18 protein-coding genes are annotated in these 20775 nt (G+C 47.1%); 6 read left to right on the top strand and 12 right to left on the bottom strand.

Annotated elements, in window-relative coordinates:
* Window positions 1-76: 76 nt before the first annotated feature.
* The 3 genes from CPIN_RS00900 (at window position 77) to CPIN_RS36215 (ending at window position 2157) form a co-directional block, all read left to right on the top strand.
* The gene (locus CPIN_RS00900; RefSeq protein ID WP_012787861.1) at window positions 77-628 is read left to right on the top strand and encodes an RNA polymerase sigma factor; all 552 of its coding nucleotides are present in this window, start codon (window positions 77-79) and stop codon (window positions 626-628) included.
* Window positions 629-731: 103 nt separating this feature from the next.
* A complete protein-coding gene (locus CPIN_RS00905) occupies window positions 732-1673 on the top strand; it encodes a hypothetical protein (protein WP_012787862.1) in 942 nt (313 codons plus the stop codon).
* A gap of 1 nt (window position 1674) precedes the next feature.
* On the top strand, window positions 1675-2157 hold the full coding sequence (locus CPIN_RS36215) for a hypothetical protein (RefSeq protein WP_012787863.1): 483 nt from the start codon (window positions 1675-1677) through the stop codon (window positions 2155-2157).
* 73 nt (window positions 2158-2230) lie between these two features.
* Here CPIN_RS36215 and CPIN_RS00915 read toward each other — a convergent pair whose 3' ends face one another.
* From CPIN_RS00915 to purD, 9 genes are all read right to left on the bottom strand, one after another.
* Window positions 2231-2575 carry a nuclear transport factor 2 family protein gene (locus CPIN_RS00915; RefSeq protein WP_012787864.1) on the bottom strand — a complete coding sequence of 115 codons (345 nt, stop codon included), beginning with the start codon at window positions 2573-2575 and terminating at the stop codon, window positions 2231-2233.
* 64 nt (window positions 2576-2639) lie between these two features.
* On the bottom strand, window positions 2640-3500 hold the full coding sequence (locus tag CPIN_RS00920) for a helix-turn-helix transcriptional regulator (protein ID WP_012787865.1): 861 nt from the start codon (window positions 3498-3500) through the stop codon (window positions 2640-2642).
* Between the two features lie 5 nt (window positions 3501-3505).
* Window positions 3506-4255 carry an MBL fold metallo-hydrolase gene (locus CPIN_RS00925; RefSeq protein WP_044217568.1) on the bottom strand — a complete coding sequence of 250 codons (750 nt, stop codon included), beginning with the start codon at window positions 4253-4255 and terminating at the stop codon, window positions 3506-3508.
* Window positions 4256-4272: 17 nt separating this feature from the next.
* Window positions 4273-5562: a rod shape-determining protein RodA gene (gene rodA, locus CPIN_RS00930; protein WP_012787867.1), complete on the bottom strand. Its 1290-nt coding sequence runs from the start codon at window positions 5560-5562 to the stop codon at window positions 4273-4275.
* A gap of 6 nt (window positions 5563-5568) precedes the next feature.
* Window positions 5569-7524 carry a penicillin-binding protein 2 gene (gene mrdA / locus CPIN_RS00935; protein WP_012787868.1) on the bottom strand — a complete coding sequence of 652 codons (1956 nt, stop codon included), beginning with the start codon at window positions 7522-7524 and terminating at the stop codon, window positions 5569-5571.
* Between the two features lie 198 nt (window positions 7525-7722).
* Window positions 7723-8232, bottom strand: a complete 510-nt coding sequence (locus CPIN_RS00940) for a hypothetical protein (RefSeq protein ID WP_012787869.1) — start codon at window positions 8230-8232, stop codon at window positions 7723-7725.
* Window positions 8229-9116, bottom strand: coding sequence for a rod shape-determining protein MreC (gene mreC / locus CPIN_RS00945; RefSeq protein ID WP_012787870.1), 888 nt, complete (start codon window positions 9114-9116; stop codon window positions 8229-8231). The genes CPIN_RS00940 and mreC overlap by 4 nt, the downstream gene beginning before the upstream one ends.
* Window positions 9117-9182: 66 nt before the next feature.
* Entirely contained in the window at window positions 9183-10205 is a 1023-nt protein-coding gene (locus CPIN_RS00950; protein WP_012787871.1) for a rod shape-determining protein, read from the bottom strand.
* 356 nt (window positions 10206-10561) lie between these two features.
* On the bottom strand, window positions 10562-11839 hold the full coding sequence (gene purD, locus CPIN_RS00955; RefSeq protein ID WP_012787872.1) for a phosphoribosylamine--glycine ligase: 1278 nt from the start codon (window positions 11837-11839) through the stop codon (window positions 10562-10564).
* Between the two features lie 199 nt (window positions 11840-12038).
* Here purD and CPIN_RS00960 point away from each other — a divergent pair, with 199 nt between their 5' ends.
* The 3 genes from CPIN_RS00960 (at window position 12039) to CPIN_RS00970 (ending at window position 16605) form a co-directional block, all read left to right on the top strand.
* Complete coding sequence (locus tag CPIN_RS00960) at window positions 12039-13739, top strand: peptide MFS transporter (protein ID WP_012787873.1); 1701 nt, start codon at window positions 12039-12041, stop codon at window positions 13737-13739.
* Between the two features lie 176 nt (window positions 13740-13915).
* Window positions 13916-15967: an OPT family oligopeptide transporter gene (locus CPIN_RS00965; RefSeq protein WP_012787874.1), complete on the top strand. Its 2052-nt coding sequence runs from the start codon at window positions 13916-13918 to the stop codon at window positions 15965-15967.
* Between the two features lie 143 nt (window positions 15968-16110).
* Window positions 16111-16605 carry a hypothetical protein gene (locus tag CPIN_RS00970; protein ID WP_012787875.1) on the top strand — a complete coding sequence of 165 codons (495 nt, stop codon included), beginning with the start codon at window positions 16111-16113 and terminating at the stop codon, window positions 16603-16605.
* On the opposite strand, the gene CPIN_RS00975 is transcribed toward CPIN_RS00970, so the two are convergent.
* From CPIN_RS00975 to CPIN_RS00985, 3 genes are all read right to left on the bottom strand, one after another.
* The gene (locus tag CPIN_RS00975) at window positions 16602-17816 is read right to left on the bottom strand and encodes a DUF1501 domain-containing protein (protein ID WP_012787876.1); all 1215 of its coding nucleotides are present in this window, start codon (window positions 17814-17816) and stop codon (window positions 16602-16604) included. The two genes, CPIN_RS00970 and CPIN_RS00975, sit on opposite strands and share 4 nt — an antisense overlap.
* 25 nt (window positions 17817-17841) lie before the next feature.
* A complete protein-coding gene (locus CPIN_RS00980; RefSeq protein ID WP_044217574.1) occupies window positions 17842-19281 on the bottom strand; it encodes a DUF1800 domain-containing protein in 1440 nt (479 codons plus the stop codon).
* A 264-nt stretch (window positions 19282-19545) separates the two neighbouring features.
* Window positions 19546-20754: a molybdopterin molybdotransferase MoeA gene (locus tag CPIN_RS00985; protein ID WP_012787878.1), complete on the bottom strand. Its 1209-nt coding sequence runs from the start codon at window positions 20752-20754 to the stop codon at window positions 19546-19548.
* Window positions 20755-20775: the final 21 nt, after the last annotated feature.

The following is a 20775-nucleotide window of genomic DNA, read 5'->3' on the forward strand; positions in this document are numbered from 1 at the left end:
CTGTATCGGATTAAACTTTATGTAAAAAAAGCCATCATAATGATGGTTTTTTTTATTTAAACCATTTAACCTAAGAATGAGCATACCTCAGGATGATAAGGCATTATTGGCAATATACCGCGACCCTGCCACAAGGGAAAAGGGATTTACGTATATCATCCAGAAATACCAGGAACGCCTTTACTGGCATATCAGACGACTGGTACTCGACCATGATGACGCCAATGATGTATTGCAGAATGTATTTGTAAAAGTCTGGAAAAACCTGGAAGGATTCCGTGAAGATGCACAACTTTACACCTGGTTATATAAGATAGCCACTAATGAATGCCTCACCTTCCTGGAAAAACAAAAGAAAAACAACTCAGTTTCACTGTCAGATGTAGAAACTGGTCTTAGTAATACGCTGAAGGCAGATGCCCAGTTTGACCCTAATAAACTGGAGTGGAAACTGCAAAAGGCAATTCTGGGACTGCCTGAAAAACAAAGGATTGTATTCAATCTGAGGTATTATGATGAAATGCCCTATGAAGAAATGAGCCGTGTTCTCGACACCTCAGAAGGCGCACTCAAAGCATCCTACCATCACGCCGTAAAAAAGATCGAAGAGTTCATCCGAAATAGCTGAAAATGCGACATCTTCGTACTTTTAAGAGGTGAATCACAATTTTTTAGAGACGAAACCACAACTTTTTTAAACTATTGCTCTCTTCTGCTGTCTAAAAAGCTGTATGATATCCAGAGATAACGATATTGCGAACGAACTGCGGGAGATCATCCCTGAGGCTGAATGGCCCGGTATCAAGCCTTTCCCTGGAAAGGTACCCACCGGATACTTCGATCAGCTGCCAGGTCAGATCCTGCAGAAAGTATATGCTACGGAAGTGAAAGAAGAGCTCGAAACGCTCTCTCCACTGCTGTCAGCTATGCCGAAAACCGTTCCCCTGTCAGTACCTCAAGACTATTTCAACCAATTATCACAAAACATACTGCTCAATATCAGCGAAGACATTACCAGTATTTCAGAAAGTGTAATGGCTGCAGATGACGAGCCATCCCTGCTGGCAGACCTGCCAAAGGCGTTCCCCATGACAACCCCTGCCGGCTACTTCGATCAGTTACCTGCACAGCTCCTGCGGAAAATACATGCGTCTGAAGCCCGGGAAGAACTGGCTGCACTGTCACCTTTACTGGCCGACATGTCTAAAAACATGCCGCTGTCTGTACCTGATGGATATTTTGCTCAATTGAGATCCGAAATAATCGCTGCTGTCGCAGCTTCCGCTACTAAACCTGCAACTGTTATATCTGAACAGCTTTCCGTTCCGGCGCCTACAACCGTTATCCGGAAGATGAATACACGCCGGTATATCAAATGGGCCGTTGCGGCCAGTCTGATAGCCCTCGTAAGTGTCAGTACGCTGCTCTTTGTCAGAGAAAATAACCATTCTGCCAATATAATAGACAATGCCCTGGCCAATGTAAGCGACCAGGAGATCATGGAATACCTACAGGCCCACACAGATGCTTTTGATAAGGAAGAACTGGCAACCTACGCGCCTGCCGCTGAAGAAAGTTACGAGATCCCGGAAGTAGACGAGTTACCGGCAGAAGCCATCGAACACTATTTAGATAACACTGGTTTGTTAAAAGAAAGCCTAACAGACAATTGAGATGAAACATTTTTACACACTTTTTATATTTATTGTCCTCTCATTGTTTTGCCTACCTTCTGCCATCCTTGCGCAGCAGGCTGCTGACGATCAGATGAAGGACCGTATCCGTGCAGCTGAAATTGCTTACCTGTCACAGAAACTGGACCTTACCCCGGAAGAAGCACAGAAATTCTGGCCACTATATAATCAATACACAAAAGAAGTAGAGATACTCATTGCTGAACGCCGTAAACACACCACCAATGGTCCCAAGGCATCTAATAATCCGCCCGCCGATCAGAAGGAACTGGGATATGAACGTCGTATGCTTGATATCAAAACACACTATAACCAGGAATTCCAGAAAGTATTGCCCGCTACCAAAGCCGGTAATGTATTCAGATCTGAAAGAGAGTTCCGTAACACATTAATCCGCGCCATGAAAGAACGGCAGATAAGAAATGTGAACGGTCTCGGCGGCGCCAGAAGAGGCCGCCCCTGACAATTGATGCAATGCTTTAAAATACAAAAAAGCCCTGATCCAGGTGGATCGGGGCTTTTTTTATTATTTAGAATCAGGCGGCGGTGTAATGTGCCCTCACCTCGCATACTTTTCCCTCCTCATTCAATACCATCATCTCCGTAGACAGCATTTCCTTTACACTCTTATAATAGATCACGACCGACTGTACCCCTTCCAGTACATGATAGGGCTCAAAATGCAATTCAGGGTAGGCATCAAGTCCACGTTTAAAATAGGCTCTCAGGGCATCCTTTCCCCTGATACAACCCGTAGGGTCATTGTTTAACTGCTGGATAAAGGGGGAGTAAAAGACGATATCCGGGGCATAGTGAGCCATTATCGCCTCCAGGTCATGCGTATTCCAGGCATGTAGCCATTCCCGGGCAAAGTCATTCATATAATAAGATTTGATGTGGTACACAATATAACGTACCCGGATCGGCTAGTATTTGCTGAAAAGCTCAAATCGGGAAGCAGTACTTCCGCCAGGCTACCGGCGTCATTCCAAACGCATTCCGGAACAGCCGATAGAAGTGAGAGATGTTTTCAAAGCCTGAGCGGTAAGCAATATCCGCAATGGGATCCGTTTGGGTACGCAGCAGAAAAGCCGACTGCTCCAATCTCTTCTCCCATATCCAGTTCATCGGCGCTACATCATACACCTGCCGGAAACGTCTTTTCAGGGTGGCCTTGCTCATACAGGCATGACGGGCCATCTCCTCCAGTTCGCCCATCTGAAACAACTCTTTCCCAAGGGTATGCATGGTGGCTGGCTGGACGGCAGTGGCCAGCTGTAACATCCGGATGATGGATTGCCCCTGTGCTGTTTGCCCCATAAGAGATAATGCCATGGCTGCGATCTGGGCCTGGGACGGTCCTGCATGTATGGATCTGGCAACTGTAAACTGTTGTAAAAGCTCATTCTTCAGCTGTTGCCATGCACTGCTTGCAGTTAATGATGTAGCTCCGACAGGAGTAGGAAGGGAGGACGTTTGCGGCAGGGAATACTTGTTAATAATAGCGTCCGGCAGTTCAATATTGATACTCTCGTATCCATATCGCTGTCCGGGTATCTCTGAGCAAAGCAAAGAACCTGCAGGAATGATAAAAACATCGCCTGCCTGGAGCTGATGTATGACGCGGCCGTCATACATTCTTTTCTGTCCCCTGACGATCAGGTTGAGAATAGTGTGGGGGGTATATACTTCGTGATGTGCCTTTTGTGTGTATACGCTGTACGCTGCCCAGCTGTGTGTACCCTGCTGCCAGGTATCCATCCGGTCATGGCCGGTAAACCGCAGGTTCTCGTACAGCGTATACATAAAGGCTATTGAAATTTGCCGTAAGGCACTTTGGTGTCATGATAATACAGGAAAGTCCAGCCATCGCGGATGCCCCGCTCCTTGAACTGCTCGCGCAATTCCATACCGCGTTTGCCATCAAAATCATACTTGGCGGCAAAACGACGTTTCATATAGGAAACCTGTGGCGCTTCATCACCGCCGAAAAAGATCCTGTCGTCGCCGGTATCAATAAGGAATGTCTGGTGATAAGGACAGTGACCGCCGGTTACTTCGTAGGAAATATAACCGTCAATCGTACCATTTCCCTGTGTAAAGACCACATTGTCGCGCTGCTGGAGTATACGCACATCTTCTGCATGATAAGACTTACCATCGTTGTCCAGTGCATATTGCATTTCATCTGCATTCACATAGTAGGTCGCCTGCGGGAAAGTCAGGTTGCGCTCCCCGGTCAGCGGATCTACAATAGAAATACCTCCGGAATGGTCCTTATGGAGATGGCTCATCAGCACTTTGGTGATATCCATCGGATTAACACCATTGTCGATCAGATGCTGGTGAATCTGCATCACGCCGTCCGGATTACGATAGCCTAATCCGGCATCCAGCAGGATATAATCCTGGTCGGTGATGACCAGGAAAGGTTGAATCTCTACCAGCAACGAACCGCCGGCGCGCTGCTGCATGTTATCTTTTTGAAGATCGTACGGTATAAACTTCTTCGTTGCGTCTACTGTAAAAGCCCCTTCTGATAGTGGTATAATACGTGCCATTCTGCAAAGATAGGCAACTATCGTAATACCATCTGTCTGTCAGCATCCAAACGGAGCATGATGAAAATGAGCATTGTGAACGTCATCAGAGAAGATCCCCCATAACTCACCAGTGGCAATGGAATACCGATTACCGGCGCCAGACCGATGGTCATGGAAATATTAATGGCCATGTGGAAGAAGATAATACTGGCCACCCCATAGGCATATACACGGCTGAATGTCGATCGCTGTCGCTCCGCCACAAAAATGATCCGTAAGAGCAATGCCACATACAGGCCGATAAATATGATAGACCCCAGGAAACCGAAGTCTTCCCCTACGGTACAGAAAATGAAGTCAGTACTTTGTTCAGGAACGAAGTCGTAACGCGTCTGTGTTCCTTTCAGATATCCCTTTCCGATCACACCACCGGAACCGATGGCGATCATACTCTGACGGGTGTTATAAGTTGCCTTAGGATCGTTCTCTTTTCCGAGCATTACCTCGATACGACGTACCTGGTAATCCTTCAGCACTTTTGTAAAGGCAAAAGGCACCACAAACATCACAAACACGGAACAGAAAGCCCATATGCCCAGTATAACGACCAGTCGGGAACGGTTACGTTTTATCTCTCGCCGGCTGAAATAGATTACCAGCACGGTAATGACCGAGAATATGATAAAGAGGATATTCTTATCTACAAGCAAGGCGGAGAGTACCAGCACGATACCCGAGAAAGCAATTACCAGTAATACACCTGGTAAGCCTTCCCTGTACATCACCAGGAAGAAGGAGAAATATACCAGTGCCAGCCCTGTTTCTGATTGCAGGATAATAATGGCGCAGGGGATGAGTGCCAGGGATACGGCGATCAGCCTGGAACGGAGTTTTGTAAAATCAGTTTCAAGTGAGGACAGGTACTTGGCCAGGGCCAGATTCGTACAAAGCTTGGTCAATTCGGCCGGCTGGAACTGAAAACCTCCTATCACCAGCCACGAATGCGACCCTTTTACATCTTTACCAATACCCAATACCAGCAGCAGCAGGAGAATACCTCCGGCATACAACAGGTTGGCTGTGGCAGTGAAGAATTTACTGTCTGTCAACCATATAATAGTCGCCAATACAGCAGATACACCCAGCCACATGAGCTGGCGGGAATAGTTTTTATTCAGGTGGATGATATCATTCCAGATGTTATCACCTTCCCTGTACTCAGCTGCGAAGATCGATAACAGTCCAACGGTTACGATCCCCAGGTAAAGACCCATAATAGGCCAGTCAATACCTTCTGTCAATTTTATTTGCTGCCGACGGTTCATAACTGATTAATCCCGGAAATAAAGTTTAAGTATCTGATCAGGTGTCATTTTAGCGCTGGCTCCATTCAATGAGTCAAGCTTGGATTTTTCCCGTACTACGGGATCCAGTGTATTGTATTCCAGCAGCGTCTTCATTTGTGGCTTACGCTTTACGGAGATGGTATCATGCAGGTATTTCTCCATGATCAGACTCGCGATAGGCGCAGCGTAGGTACTACCAAAACCCGCGTTCTCCACAATCACTGCAACAGCGATCTTAGGATTATCTCTTGGTGCGAAAGCAACGAATACGGAGTGGTTTTTCAGTTTGGTCAGCTTACCATTTACGATCGCGTTATTCTCAGCCGTACCTGTTTTACCACATACGATCTCGCCTTCGATCTTCGCAATCATACCGGTACCTCTTTCTACCACATCCTGCATACCGTAAATTACCGGCATATAAGAAGAGTCAGAGATCTTGGCCACAACGTGTTTCTCTCTGAATTTCGTCAGCAGTTCGGTGTCGTCATTATCGATCTTATCCACGAAATGCGGCAGATAATAAAAACCTTTGTTCGCAATGATACACATCGCATTCGCCATCTGGAGCGGCGTAGCGACTACCTGACCCTGGCCCATACCCACGTACAGTTCAGAGCAGGAATTCCACTGATTATGATACAGTCTGTTCATACCCGCTGTATCGATCGCTTTACCACCAGATTCACCCGGAATATCAATACCCAGTTTATGTCCCAGACCGAAAGAGGAAATATAGTCATGCCAGTGCTGGTGTCCTTTTTTCACGCCGCCCCATTTCGCGGCATCCACTTCCATACGGTAGAGGTGTACGAAGTAGGCGTTACAGGAGTTGGCGATTGCCAGACGCAGGTTAGCTGCGTGTCCTGCATTATGGTGCGTACAGGCGATAGGACGGCCGCAATAGGTATATGCGCCTCCACAAGGGAAACCAAAGCTTGGCGTAATAACGCCTTCATCCAATGCGATCAGTGCCGTCAGCGGTTTCATAGACGAACCTGGTGGATATCCGGCCTGGATAGCACGGTTGAAAAGCGGTTTGGTCGTATCAGAGAAGAGGCGGCTGAAGTTACGGGCACGATAGGAACCAGTCAGCAGGTTCGGGTCAAAGGTCGGCGCACTCACCATGGTCAGGATACCTCCGGTACGTGGGTCAATGGCCACTACACTACCGATCTTGTTACGCATGAGATGTTCCCCGAGTACCTGCAGGTCTACGTCCAGGGCCAGGCGGAGGTTCTTACCGGCAATAGCGGCGGTATCGAATTCCCCTTTTTCATAAGGTCCCTGCGGACGGTTCAGGTTATCTTTTACGAGGTACTGGATACCACGTTGTCCCATCAGCACACTTTCGTATGTTCTTTCAAGACCGGTCATACCAAGGTAATCCCCCTGGTTATAGGCGCTGTATGCTGGTTTCTGCAGCATCTGCGGCGATACTTCCCCGATGTAACCGAGGATGTTGGCGGCGGCATTGAAAGGGTAGGAGCGGATCTGACGTTGTACCAGCTCAAATCCAGGCTGGAACATGTACATACTTTCCTGCAAACGACCGAACATTTCGGGGGGCAGCAGGGGATAAAATATGGAAACACGGCGGCTGCCGTTTTTTATGATAGCGGTAGTGATACGTTTTCTGAACTCCTCTTTGTCGATGCGGAGAATTTCGCACATGTAAGCCGTGTCGATGTTTTTTACGCTGATAGGTGTAACGACAAGGTCATACATCGCATCATTACTGAGGATACTTCTTCCTTTACGGTCGTAGATAATACCACGGCTGGGATATACCACTTTGCGGAGTACCGCATTGGCATCCGCCAGCTTGGAGTATTTCTTCTCGACAATCTGCAGAAAGAACAACCTTGTAATGATTAAAATTACCATTCCAAGGATGATAAACTGAATTACTCTTTTCCTGGGCTGATTATAGACAGACATTTACGCTGAATAATGTGGCCACTTCACGGCCTCCCCCACCGTCTGGCAGAAAGATGAAGCAAGCGACCTGTTGCTTTATAATATGACTTTCAATTCCTTCTTAAAGATAGATATTACGTTCTGTGCTATCTGTTATTGTTCTTCTAATTAACAAAACATAATCTCTCAAAAAAATATGGTCTCTGTAATGATTCCTGCCTACTTTCTGGAAAAGAACAATAATTCATACAGTACGATCAGCAGAACGCTGGCGGCTGTTGACAAAACGATCTTTAAAAGCAGGTAAAAGAAGCTTGCAAAGCTGAACACCTCCAGTGGAAAATACAGCAGGTTGTGTAAAAATACCAGGATTCCGATATAGGTCAGGAATTGGGAAACACCCATGCTGGTCATGGACGGTGTTTTCTGGGTCGTCTCAAAACCACCCTGTGGAGACAATACGTTGATGATGAACGGGCGGAGATAGGCGATGAATACACAGGCAGCGGCATGCATACCCATGGTATTCATAAACATGTCCATACCAAGTCCCATCAGCAACGCCAGCAGCATCAGTGCAGGTCGTGGCAGGTTAAATGGCAATAAAAGGACAAACAACATATACAGGTTAAGGCCTACCAGCTGGTGCAACAGGATATTATTCAGTACGAATACCTGCAACAGCAGTAAGAGCACAAAGCGGATAATATTTCTTAACAGTATACTCATTTAATCAGCCTGTAGGTTGAGTCTTCCAAAGATTGTTGTTCCTCTTTCAGCAGATTGTCTACGACATATACGTACTGAAGGTTATAAAAGTTGGTCGCCAGTTTAATTCTGATGGTATAAGAAGTACTGGATTTATCTGTAGTGGTATAGGATTCAACGTAACCGATAGGTATATTTTCGGGGAACAGGGCGGAGTAGCCACTGGTCACCACGGTATCTCCTTTGATAAGTTTCACACTCTTCGGCACATCTTCCATCACTGCATATCCGGCTTCACCACCGTACCAGCGTACGGTACCCATTTCCTTGCTATAGCTCAGACGGGCGCTGAAACCGAAGTTTCGGCCCTTGGAGAGCAGGGAAAGCACAACGGCATAGTTTTCATTAACACTACGTACCACACCGACCAGTCCACTCGGTCCGACCACACCCATATTCGGCCGTATGCCATTGGCACTGCCGCGTCTGATGGTAATGTAGTTGATTGGATTATTAACACTGTTATTCACCACCTTAGCTTCTTTATAGAGGTAACGGCGAACTTCAGTACCGATCACCTTACGGGTGGTATCTGTACTGTAGTGACGGATGGTGTCCAGTTTTACAATATTGTTGAGGGATACACTGTCGAAGCTGGTGCGCAACATGTTATGGAGGCGTGCATTCTCTTTCACCAGGCTGTCATTGGTAGCTTTAAGGTGTAAGTAATACTCCACATTGTTGTAACTTTCGTATAACCTGGCGCTGAAACTATTGGCAGAATTGAGGTAAGCTGATTTCTGAAGGTCGTTGTTCCGGACTACCAGCACAAAACAAATCACTTCCAGCAGCAAAAAGAGAAAAAAGTTAAAATAGCGCCTAAAGAAAATGATGAGATTACGCACAGGATATATTTTCTTGGTAGAAGATGTCCAGGACTGTTGTTATATAGCCCTGGACATTTCCTGATATTATTGCATTAGGAACGGATACTTACCTACATGTTTTAATGCGATTCCGGTACCTCTTACTACCGCGCGTAACGGATCGTCCGCTACGTGTACGGGTAATTTGATCTTCTGTGTGAGACGTTTGTCCAGTCCGCGAAGCAATGCACCGCCACCTGTGAGGTACAGACCTCTGCGGTAGATATCTGCTGCCAGCTCCGGAGGAGTGGTTTCCAGTGCTTTCAGGATAGCTTCTTCGATCTTGAAGATAGATTTATCAAGCGCTTCTGCTACTTCCTGGTAAGACACCATGATCTGTTTAGGAATACCTGTTACCAGGTCACGGCCGTTTACTGCCACGTCATCTGGTGGGTTGTCCAGTTCTTTCAGCGCGGAACCGATCTGAATTTTGATCTGTTCTGCTGTTCTTTCACCAATCAGCAAGCTATGGTAGCGACGCAGTGCTTCCATGATATCAGCAGTGAATTCATCACCGGCGATACGGATACTCTGGTCACAAACGATACCTGCCAGGGCGATTACGGAAATACCGGTGGTACCACCTCCGATGTCGATAATCATGTTACCTACGGGCTCTTCTACATCGATGCCGATACCCAATGCAGCGGCCATAGGTTCATGTATGAGGAACACTTCCTTCGCGCCTGCCTGTTCAGCAGAGTCGCGTACGGCGCGTTTTTCTACTTCTGTGATGCTGGATGGTATACAGATAACCATACGCCAGCTGGGGGAGAATAAGGGCTTTTTGGGATACACCAGTTTGATCATCTCGCGAAGCATACCTTCTGCCGCGTTAAAGTCGGCGATCACACCATCTTTTAACGGACGGATTGTACGCAGGTACTCGTGTGTTTTCTCGTGCATCATCATGGCCTTCTTTCCTACCGCCACGATTTTACCGCTTGCGCGCTCTATAGCAACAATGGAAGGTTCATCCACCACCACCTGGTCGTTGTGTATGATCAGCGTGTTAGCTGTACCTAAGTCAATCGCTATTTCCTGTGTTAAAAAATTAAAGAACCCCATTGCTTAATATGGTCAAAATATTATTGTGTGCAAAAATGAATAATTCCAACGAATATACAATCTAAAAACTGTTTGTTTTCTCAATAATACAACTATAATATTAAAAAATGTTAGTTATTGTATTGGATGAGCCGGTTAATAGGTTGTAACAATTGATGACAATGTGACCGTTGGCATAGTAATGACTCTCGAAAACGCTTAAACGAAAAATGGTTGCTGTTAATTGTGTACTCTATATGAATGAGTTATGCGCTACAGGACCACCCCAGACGGTCCTTCCCCGGTACTTTCCGGGCTACAGGATCAAACTACACTTTTCGCGCCGTAAGGGCGTGAAAGGCGCAAATGAACATCATCTACACGAACTCGTAACCAATATCCCTCCTGTAATATTTGCCTTCAAAGTCAATAATTTCAGCTGTCTGCCGGCTGTGTGTCAACGCAATGCCCAGATCTGCTGCAAGGGATGTTATCGTCAGTACACGCCCTCCGTTGGTCAGAATTTCTCCGCCAGCGGCACGTGTTCCTGCCTGAAACACCAGCTGATCCTGCGTAGGCGCCGGTATGTTGCTGATTACCTTTCCTTTTTCGTATGCCTCGGGATAGCCTTTTGCTACCAGCATAACCGTAGTTGCCACACGGGCATCCTCAAAAATCTGCTGTGAAGAAAGTTTCCCTTCCTCCACCGCCTTGAAAAGTTCCAGCAGATCGTTCTGCAGTCGTGGCATCACCACTTCTGTTTCCGGATCCCCCATACGACAGTTGTACTCAATGACAAATGGTTCCCCATCTACCTTGATCAAACCGAAGAAGATAAACCCGTTATAGGCGATCTGCTCTTTTTCCAGACCGGCCACCGTCGGACGGATAACACGCTCTTCCACCATGTCCATAAATGCCTTATCGGCAAACGGCACCGGTGAAACAGCCCCCATACCTCCGGTATTCAGACCTGTATCTCCTTCTCCGATCCTTTTATAATCTTTTGCAGTAGGCAGTATCTGGTAAGAATGACCGTCTGTCAGCACAAATACTGACAACTCGATTCCCGTCAAAAACTGTTCTACCACTACTTTCTTGCTCGCATCGCCAAACTTCGCATCTTTGATCATCTGTGAAAACTCCGCCACTGCTTCTTCATGATCGTTCAGGATCAATACACCCTTTCCCGCCGCAAGTCCATCGGCTTTCAGTACGATCGGGAGGGAATGCGTACGCAGGTAAGCCACACCTTCCTCATAATTTTCCTCACTGAACTCGCGGTAAGCGGCAGTCGGAATATCATGACGCAGCATGAACTGTTTCGCAAATGCTTTACTACCCTCCAGTTGTGCACCCAGGGCAGAGGGGCCCATTACCGGGATATGCCGTAAAGCAGCGTCCTGCTGAAAATAATCGTAAATTCCTTTTACCAGTGCTTCTTCAGAACCTGGCACTACCAGCGAGATTGCATTCTCTACGCAGAATGTCTTTATTTTCTCAAAATCAGAAACAGCGAAATCCAGGTTCTGACCATACTGGGCAGTACCCGCATTGCCGGGCGCTATAAACAACTGTTCACAATGTGTGCTCTGTGCCATTTTCCAAGCCAGGGCGTGTTCGCGACCGCCGCTTCCTAATAGTAATATCTTCATATGAAAAAATAAAATTCGCTTGCGCGCTTAAAATACACTCACCTGATCAATCTGCTCCGTTCTTCCAAATTTTTTGCAAAGAAAGGCCAAAATTTAACCAAAAACACCATTTTACCTGATAAAAAGCTGAATTTATTTAACTTGCCGGATTTGACGGACTGACTAACACCATAAACAACAAAAACTAAACGTACCTATTATGACTCAAACTGCTGTTGAGCAGCCTGTAATTTCGCCGTCCCCTAAGGGGAAAGGGCACCATAAGGGATTGTATGTACTCTTCTTTACAGAAATGTGGGAACGCTTCGGTTACTACCTGATGATCGGTATCTTCTTCCTTTATCTCGTAGACCCTGCCGCCAACGGTGGTAAAGGGCTCGATACAACCAAAGCTGCTGACCTCGTTGGTTCCTACATCGCATTAGTATATCTCTCTCCTTTCCTCGGAGGACTCATGGCGGACCGCTACCTCGGATACCGCCGGGCCGTTATCCTCGGAGGCTTCCTCCTCGCTGCCGGATACTTCTGTCTGGCCGTTCCCGGCGATATGGCGATGTATGTGGCCCTGGGCCTGATCATCATCGGTAACGGGTTCTTTAAACCCAATATCGGTACCATCCTGGGTAATATCTACAACAGAGAAGACCTTCGCGCCAAGAAAGATGTTGCCTACAATATCTTCTACATGGGTGTGAATATCGGCGCCTTTATCTGCAACTTCGTAGCCGCCTATCTCCGTAACCACTACGGATGGGGTCATGCGTTTGCCGCTGCCGGCGTAGGTATGCTTATCGGACTCGTTATCTTCAGCACCAACCAGAAAGTAATTGCCTCCGGCGATATCAGAAAAGAGCCATCTCCGGATGATATGCCGATCGGTAAAATCGTATCTCTCGTATTTGTACCGGCCATTATCGCCGCTACGCTCGGTTACTTTATGCAGGACATCCTGGGACATACCCTGTTCCATACCCGCTCCAACGACGCATTCATGTTTGCCTGCGTACCGATCATTATCTTCTATATCCGGTTGTATACCACTTCCAAGAAACATGAAGACAAACGCGGACTGGGCGCCCTGTTAGCATTCTTCGCAGTTGCAATCGTGTTCTGGGTAATCTATAACCAGAACAGTACCGGTCTGACCATCTGGGCTGACCAGTATACCGACCGTGGTATGTCCACTACCGTGGAAGAAGCCGCTAAACCACTGGGTATGCTGCAAACAGTGACCACAGAGCCGCACGCCGTTACACAGGTAGATGAGCACTTCCGTGCCGTAACCGACGCCAGTGGTAAAACCCTGGAAACACAGGGTCCTGACCCTTACTTCCAGAACCTGCCCAAAGACCAGTGGCCGAAAGAAGGTAAAATGAGACTGATCTCCACCGAGATCTTCCAGTCCATCAACCCATTCTTTATCGTGGCATTCAGTCTCATGGTAGTAGGTCTCTTCGGCTGGCTGGCCAAACGCGGTAAGGAACCCACCACACCTGTGAAGATCGCGATGGGTATCTTCCTGGCAGGCGCTTCCTCCCTGCTCATGGTGGTAGCTGCGTCAATGACCAACGTGTACCTCGATAAGTCATCTATGGCATGGCTGTTTGGCACCTACGCCGTATTTACGGTAGGTGAGATCCTGGTAAGCCCGATCGGTCTTTCTATGGTATCCAAACTGTCTCCTCCACGTGTAACCGCCCTGATGATGGGTGGCTGGTACCTGGTAAATGCGATCGCCGGTAAAGTGGCGGGTCTGATGGCGACCTTCTGGGACGAATTCATCGACAAGAAACTTTACTTCCTGATCCTCGTAATATCTGCCGCTGTTGCAGGTGTTGTGATGCTGATGATCAGCAAATGGATCGCGCAGGTCGTGAAAGAAAAGACGGGATCTTACTAAACACTACTGATTATCAGATAAATAAAGAAGGCGCGACCCCGGTTGCGCCTTCTTTATTTATGTCTCCTGAAACTTGTCCCTGACTGCGACCAATTATCCGAAAAGCCCGTTCTAAAAGGGATTTTTCACTTATATTGCCGTTTAATCAACAAAAATCTACACTATCAAACCAACTTATGGCAGATAAATTCAAGCCTTTCGTATCGCCCGAGGTGAATATGAAGGAATTTACCATCAAGTCCATTGTACTGGGCTGTATTTTCGGGATCATCTTTGGCGCCGCAACTGTATACCTCGCACTGAAAGCAGGTTTGACCGTTTCTGCATCTATACCTATCGCAGTTATTGCCATTACACTTGGCCGCAGATTTTTCAAAACCACTATCCTGGAAAATAACATCATCCAGACCACTGGTTCTGCCGGTGAATCCATCGCTGCCGGTGTGGTATTCACCCTGCCAGGCTTCCTGTTCCTGACAGATGGTGGTGGCGAACAGTTCTTTAATTACATGACCATCCTGATCCTGGCCATCTTCGGCGGTATCCTGGGTACCCTCATGATGATTCCGCTGCGTCGCTCCCTGATCGTAAAAGAGCATGAAACTCTCCCTTATCCGGAAGGTACTGCCTGTGGAGAGGTATTGATCGCAGGTGAGAAAGGTGGTGATTTTGCAAAAACAGCATTCTATGGATTAGGCTTTGCATTTATATATGCCATTCTTCAGAAGGTCATGCACATTGTGGCAGAAGTGCCTTTCTACATGACCAAACAAGTCAATAAATACTTCCCTTCTGCCCGCATCAGTGGTGAGATCACCCCTGAATATATGGGTGTGGGCTATATCATCGGTCCCCGTATCGCGGGTGTACTGGTAGCCGGTGGCGTACTGTCCTGGCTGGCACTGATTCCTTTACTGTCATCACTGGTACCGGCAGATATGATCGCCGCACAGCTGGTAAAACTTGGCTACCTGGCCAGTGTAACCACACCAGGTGGTAAAGGTAACTGGGATCCTAGCCTGCATACTTTCGGTGATTTCTCCTCCGCTGTATACTTTGCCTATGTACGCCAGATCGGCGCCGGTGCAGTAGCAGCTGGTGGCTTTATCACCCTGATCAAGACGATTCCGACCATCATATCCTCTTTTAAAGGCAGCATCGGCTCCTTTAAAAAAGAAGGTACCGGAGAAGCTGGTATAGCAAATGGTGCTGTTCCGCGTACAGAAAGAGACCTGAATGTAAAGATTGTATTGATCGGTAGCATTGCGCTGATCGTATTAATGGCCTTCCTCCCTCAGTTACCAGGCGATTCCATTGGCAAGAAACTGCTGGTAGGTTTGCTGGTGGTGATCTTCGGCGCCTTCTTCGTAACAGTATCCAGCCGTATCGTAGGGTTGATCGGTTCCTCCAACAACCCGATCTCCGGTATGACCATCGCTACCCTGATGGGTACCTGTCTGGTATTTATCGCAGTAGGATGGAGCGGTAAAGTATATGAGCCAATGGCACTGGTAGTAGGTGGTATGATCTGTATCGCTGCTGCGAATGCCGGTGGTACTTCTCAGGACCTGAAATCAGGCTATATCGTAGGTGCAACGCCTATGTATCAGCAGCTGGCCCTGTTCATTGGTGCGATTGTTTCTTCGATCGTAATCGGTCTGACGGTAAAATTCCTGGATAAACCAACGGCTGCGATGATCGCTAATGGCGTTACTGACCACGCAATCGGCAGTACTTATTATCCTGCACCACAGGGAACCCTGATGGCCACCCTGGCAAAAGGTATCCTTTCTTACAACCTCGACTGGCAGTTTGTACTGGTAGGCGTATTCCTGGCTATCACCATGGAACTCTGCGGTATCAAATCCCTGTCTTTTGCAGTAGGTGCTTATCTGCCATTATCAACCACACTGCCTATCTTCATTGGTGGCGCGATTCGTGGACTGGTAGATAAAAAGCGTAAGAAAGATAATATCCAGGTATCTGCTGAGGAAGAAGAACTGGGTAAAGGTAACCTCTTCGCAACCGGTCTGGTAGCAGGTGGCGCCGTTGCAGGTGTGATCATCGCAATACTCGCCGGCTTCGACGGCTCAGCAAGTGTGCTGGCCAGCATTAACCTGGAAGAGAAGCTTTCACATACGCTCGGAACGGGTGGTTACTTCATTCTCGGCACTGTTGCCTTTGCACTGATGGGAACTTATCTCTACCGTGTAGCTGTTAAAAAATAAACCGGCGCAGACAACTCGTTGTCTGTCGTCCATAGATATTAAAAATCCTGATCTGTGACAGATCAGGATTTTTAATTTTCAGGGGCTATAATATTCACAATTAACTGCTTATTATTGCGTTATAGAACCAAATACCCCCTTTTATGCGCCCAGTTTTAACTATTGTCTGTGTTGCCTTATTGCTATCTGCCTGCGAAAAAGAACGACATGAAGAAGTCCGCAAGTTTATATCCTGTCAGATGGACTCCGTCTTTTTCATCGGCGAAAATCCAAAAGCTGTTATCACCCGGGCCAATCTGACCGATACCGATCCGAACAATGATATCGACAAACTGACCATCACTGCCAGGGGAGAAAAGGCTGAAAAACTGAACATTACCCTGATAGGCAGCAGTGAAGGACTTGATCAGGGTATGTTCTATTCACAGGATGGTAATAAGTTTTCCGTCTATTACGATAAAAACAATATCACACAGTTAGCGGACCAGACATACGGATCATTTACCCTTGCGATCAGAAGTGTCAAAGACAGTCTCGTAGAAGCCGTATTTTATGGAACAGCCGTAGATACCAGTGGTACGTTCGTTCCTAAACCCGTCACCCATGGTTTCCTGCGGGCGATTATTACTGCGAATTAAACAAAGGATAAATGTTCGTACTGCTTTTTCAGAATAGCCGCATCATCTGCGCCCAACCAGTTTTTCAATAATGTAGCATACACACGCTTGAAATCGACCGTGTGTTGAAGGTCGCCTTCATTCAGATTGACCAGGTCAGGTCCATCATTCAGCAATCCCTGTTTTTTCAGTCCGCCGCCAATCAGGAACATATTATTGGCGGTGCCATGATCTGTTCCTCCACTGGCATTCTGTGCTACGCGACGGCCGAATTCAGAGAAGGTCACAATCACTACATCCTGGAAACGGTTGTTATTCTTCAGTTCACGGGTCAGCGCTGTAATGGCTTCATCCAGTCTTTTCAACTGCGTCTGCTGCGAAGCCAGCTGATTCACATGTGTGTCAAAAGCGCCATGCGACACATAATATACTTTCGTACTGATATCTGACATGATCAGACGGGCAATGGTCTGCATGTTTTTCCCCAGGTCTGTCGCCGGGAAAAGCTCTTTGGTTTTATACGCCTTGAACTGATTTTTAATATATCCTGCGGATGACATAGTTGCACCCATTGTTTTATACAGATAGTCTACCGGTGCATGATCATCTTCAACCGGATGACCGCCATTTTCCTTCCCCAACAGCTCTTTAAACATCCGGTCATTCGCGGCTGCCTGTAACTTATCGGGATCTTTGAAAGCAAGCCCTTTCTGCAGATCACCTTTCATCGCCAGACTCAGCGTATCATCTATTTCCAGTGCCTGTACAGGCTTATCACAACCCTGGCACTGGGCATCCAGGAAACGGCCGATCCAGCCATCTGTCCAGTTTTCAGATGAGGCGCTTGCAGACTGCCAGATATCCATCGAACGGAAATGCGAGCGATCGGGGTTAGGATAACCCACGTTATTCAATATAGCAAGCGCTCCTTCATCATACAATCCTTTCAATCCATGTAATGCAGGATGAATCCCTATTTCATCCGTCAGAGATAAAGCCTGTTCACGTTGAATACCCAGGGTCGGACGTGAACGGTAATAAATATCATTCCGATAAGGGATAACAGTATTCAGTCCGTCGTTACCGCCAGATAATTGTACAACGACCAATACTTTATTGCCGGGAGGCACCAGGTTATCTTTTTCCAGTGCTTTCAGGAATTTAGGCATCATCATAGAAGCAGAGGCCAATGATCCCACCTGTAAGAAACGTCTTCTGTTTAAGATCAGCATGATTTGATTTTTTAAAGTGGATACATCAGCACAACTGATATTCCGGTGTGCTCATTACTGCAATTGCAACGGTTTTAATATAGTTTTCGCGAGAGGAGGCATCTGCATAGTTTTCCAGTACCTGCTTACTGACGTTTTTATTTGCCTGTAACAATGAACCGGCGATAGCATCCGCCAGTTTTTCACGTGGTACTTTTTCATAGTCTTTCAATAACGCATTCCAGTTGATCACACCTTTAATCTTTTTCGCATACTGTTTCTGCACAGATTCATTCAGCTCCATCGTCACTTTATAACTACCCATCCCCATTTCAGGTGTGATTTCCTTGGGTGTGATATTGAACTCTTTTTCATAGAGGATCATTTTGGGTAACTGCATACGGTACATCAGACTGGAACTATCGATCCAGTTACGTCCGCCCGGCCATCCGGCTACATTGGGAGGATAGAATAAGACCTGTCCTAATACCTGCTGAAAAGACAACATCACCTCTTCTCTTTCGAAATCAACGGGTACGGTCCTACGTAATCCAACGAGCAATTCCACCGGTGATTTTATACGGGTACCAATCAGCGTAGCGTCATAAAACCAGTCCGCATTGAAGAGGTATTGCATCAATGCACCGATATCATAACCGGAAGCATAAAACTTATCTGCCAGTTTGTTCACATTTATTTCGTCCAGGTTTTCACTGACGAAGTAGCGATATATTTTCTCTGTGATATACCTGGCTGTTTCTTTCCGTTCCAGCAGTATTTTCAGTACATCATCCCCGGTGAAATTGCCGCTCTTTCCCAATACTGTTTTTTGTCCGTTGTCATGTCTTTTCTCTCTGAACACAAAGCTGCCATCTCCTTCATATGCCCAGCCTGTAAATGCTCTGGCGGCTTCTTTGATATCCGTTTCAGCGTAATGTCCTCTTCCCATTGTGAAAAGCTCCATGACTTCGCGGGCGAAATTTTCATTCGGATGTGCTTTCACGTTCTGCTGATTATTGAGGAACTGCAGCATAGCGGGCGACTTGGAAACAGCTGTCAGCAATTCACCGAAATTACCCAGTGCATTTTCCCTTATTACCTGTAGTAACTGCTGGTTGAACAGTACATTCTGTGTGCGGCAGGCAAAATGGCCATGCCAGAAAAGCGCCATTTTCTCACGTAGCGGATGCTCACTCTGCACCATTTCATTCATCCATTGCAGGTTGAGGTCTTTGACACCCTGGCGGTTCATTTTATTAAGCGCTCTCTTTTCTTCGGGAGACATCATTGTACCACGGTCAGGCAGATCGGAAGCGTCGCGGACTTTCAAAGGCGTTTGTGCGTCTTTTTCAGGTCCCGCCAGGATCTTACTGATGACCTGACGGCGTTTTTTATGGGTCCACTCGTCAATTATGGCTGGAGAAGCACCGAATCCGGCTCTCCATGCCAGGTGCTGCATTTGTAGTTTTTCAGAAACTGCGGGCATACAGGTAGATAGATTTTGGGTTTGACAAGAGAGAAGAGAGAAGGTTTAACAGCAGACGGAAGAATTAACATGATCAAATTGTTAATAACAATTAGGAATTAACAATTAACAATTAGGAATTAGGAATTAGGAATTGGTTAGCCGTCCAATTAAACAGGGGTTCCATTAAATAAATCAACCAATCGATGAAGGAATTAACAATTAAGAATTCAGCCTCTTACCGGAGTCCTAATTCTTAATTGTTAATTCCTAATTCCTAATTGTTTATGGTCTGAACCGCCATACCGGATAGCTACTTCCTTTTTCAAACACCCGTTGCTCAGCAGGCAGTTCCAGGAAGCCATCCGCCTGTAATAAAGCGGCGAGATCACCTGAACCATGATAGGGCGGCGGCAGGGCAATAAGCTGTCCTCCTGCTACGGGATGCAGTCTTACCGGCATAAAGTAAGTCAGCGGAGACGAGAAATTCACATCCGCTCCCAGTACCGCATGCGGCGTAGGAGGTGGTGTATATTGGAGGCTGGCGCGGAACCAGGGTAATACATAACGGTAGCAGCACATAAAGCCGGACACCGGGTTACCAGGCAGGGCAAATACGACAGGGCCGTTTTCAAATTGTCCGAAAAGGAAAGGTTTGCCCGGACGTTGCTGTACTTTATGGAAAAGCTGTTGCATCCCCATCTGCTCCAGTACCAATGGCAGGTAATCGTATTTTCCGGCTGATACAGCCCCTGTACATATCCAGGCATCTGCATCCTTCAACGACTCAAATAAAGACCGTATAGCGGCCTCATTATCCTGTACATGATAACAGCTGGCTTCGATACCCAGTTCTTTTAATGCCGCCGCCAGGCTATAGGAATTAGAGATCCTTACCTGGTGGATATCCGGCGTATCGGCAACAGGCACCAGTTCATCGCCGGTAGCGATAATGGCGACTTTAGGCAGCCGGCTGACGTTCACCATTGTTTTGCCTACAGATGCGAGTACACCGATCTCGGCGGCGGTTAACCAGGTACCTGCGGGAATAACCAGTTGCCCTGCAGCGGCGTCTGTACCCTGCCGGTGAATGGCCTGTCCTTTTTCTACTGCGGCATTGATGGTGAAACGCTTGAACCCTTCATGCTCTGTAGCCACCAGGTGTTCATACTGGATCACGGTATCCGTTAGTTCCGGCAGGATAGCACCGGTCATTACTTCTATGCAGTTGGCAGTATTCCCCAGTTGTTTACGGGGCATCCCTGCCGCCTGCATATCTTCTACGCCAAAGACGGTCTGTCCCTTTGAATAGGTCTCATAATCGATGGCAATACCGTCCATCATCACCCTGTCGTAAGGGGGAAAGTCTCTGTCAGATAAGACCGGTTCCCGCAGGATACGTCCGGTAACGGCAGTAAAGGGCAGCTGTTCCATTCCGAAGTCACGGACAGTGCTCATCACAGCGGCAGATGCGGCAGTTACGTCTATCAGCATTGTTTTGGAGGTTTGATTGCT

This window comes from Chitinophaga pinensis DSM 2588 (genome assembly GCF_000024005.1).
Taxonomy (GTDB): domain Bacteria; phylum Bacteroidota; class Bacteroidia; order Chitinophagales; family Chitinophagaceae; genus Chitinophaga; species Chitinophaga pinensis.

Coding starts and splice junctions, on each gene's coding strand:
- CPIN_RS00900 (WP_012787861.1), top strand. CDS start 77: ATGAGCATACCTCAGGATGATAAGGCATTATTGGCAATATACCGCGAC.
- CPIN_RS00905 (WP_012787862.1), top strand. CDS start 732: ATGATATCCAGAGATAACGATATTGCGAACGAACTGCGGGAGATCATC.
- CPIN_RS36215 (WP_012787863.1), top strand. CDS start 1,675: ATGAAACATTTTTACACACTTTTTATATTTATTGTCCTCTCATTGTTT.
- CPIN_RS00915 (WP_012787864.1), bottom strand. CDS start 2,575: ATGAATGACTTTGCCCGGGAATGGCTACATGCCTGGAATACGCATGAC.
- CPIN_RS00920 (WP_012787865.1), bottom strand. CDS start 3,500: ATGTATACGCTGTACGAGAACCTGCGGTTTACCGGCCATGACCGGATG.
- CPIN_RS00925 (WP_044217568.1), bottom strand. CDS start 4,255: ATGGCACGTATTATACCACTATCAGAAGGGGCTTTTACAGTAGACGCA.
- rodA (WP_012787867.1), bottom strand. CDS start 5,562: ATGAACCGTCGGCAGCAAATAAAATTGACAGAAGGTATTGACTGGCCT.
- mrdA (WP_012787868.1), bottom strand. CDS start 7,524: ATGTCTGTCTATAATCAGCCCAGGAAAAGAGTAATTCAGTTTATCATC.
- CPIN_RS00940 (WP_012787869.1), bottom strand. CDS start 8,232: ATGAGTATACTGTTAAGAAATATTATCCGCTTTGTGCTCTTACTGCTG.
- CPIN_RS00950 (WP_012787871.1), bottom strand. CDS start 10,205: ATGGGGTTCTTTAATTTTTTAACACAGGAAATAGCGATTGACTTAGGT.
- purD (WP_012787872.1), bottom strand. CDS start 11,839: ATGAAGATATTACTATTAGGAAGCGGCGGTCGCGAACACGCCCTGGCT.
- CPIN_RS00960 (WP_012787873.1), top strand. CDS start 12,039: ATGACTCAAACTGCTGTTGAGCAGCCTGTAATTTCGCCGTCCCCTAAG.
- CPIN_RS00965 (WP_012787874.1), top strand. CDS start 13,916: ATGGCAGATAAATTCAAGCCTTTCGTATCGCCCGAGGTGAATATGAAG.
- CPIN_RS00970 (WP_012787875.1), top strand. CDS start 16,111: ATGCGCCCAGTTTTAACTATTGTCTGTGTTGCCTTATTGCTATCTGCC.
- CPIN_RS00975 (WP_012787876.1), bottom strand. CDS start 17,816: ATGCTGATCTTAAACAGAAGACGTTTCTTACAGGTGGGATCATTGGCC.
- CPIN_RS00980 (WP_044217574.1), bottom strand. CDS start 19,281: ATGCCCGCAGTTTCTGAAAAACTACAAATGCAGCACCTGGCATGGAGA.
- CPIN_RS00985 (WP_012787878.1), bottom strand. CDS start 20,754: ATGCTGATAGACGTAACTGCCGCATCTGCCGCTGTGATGAGCACTGTC.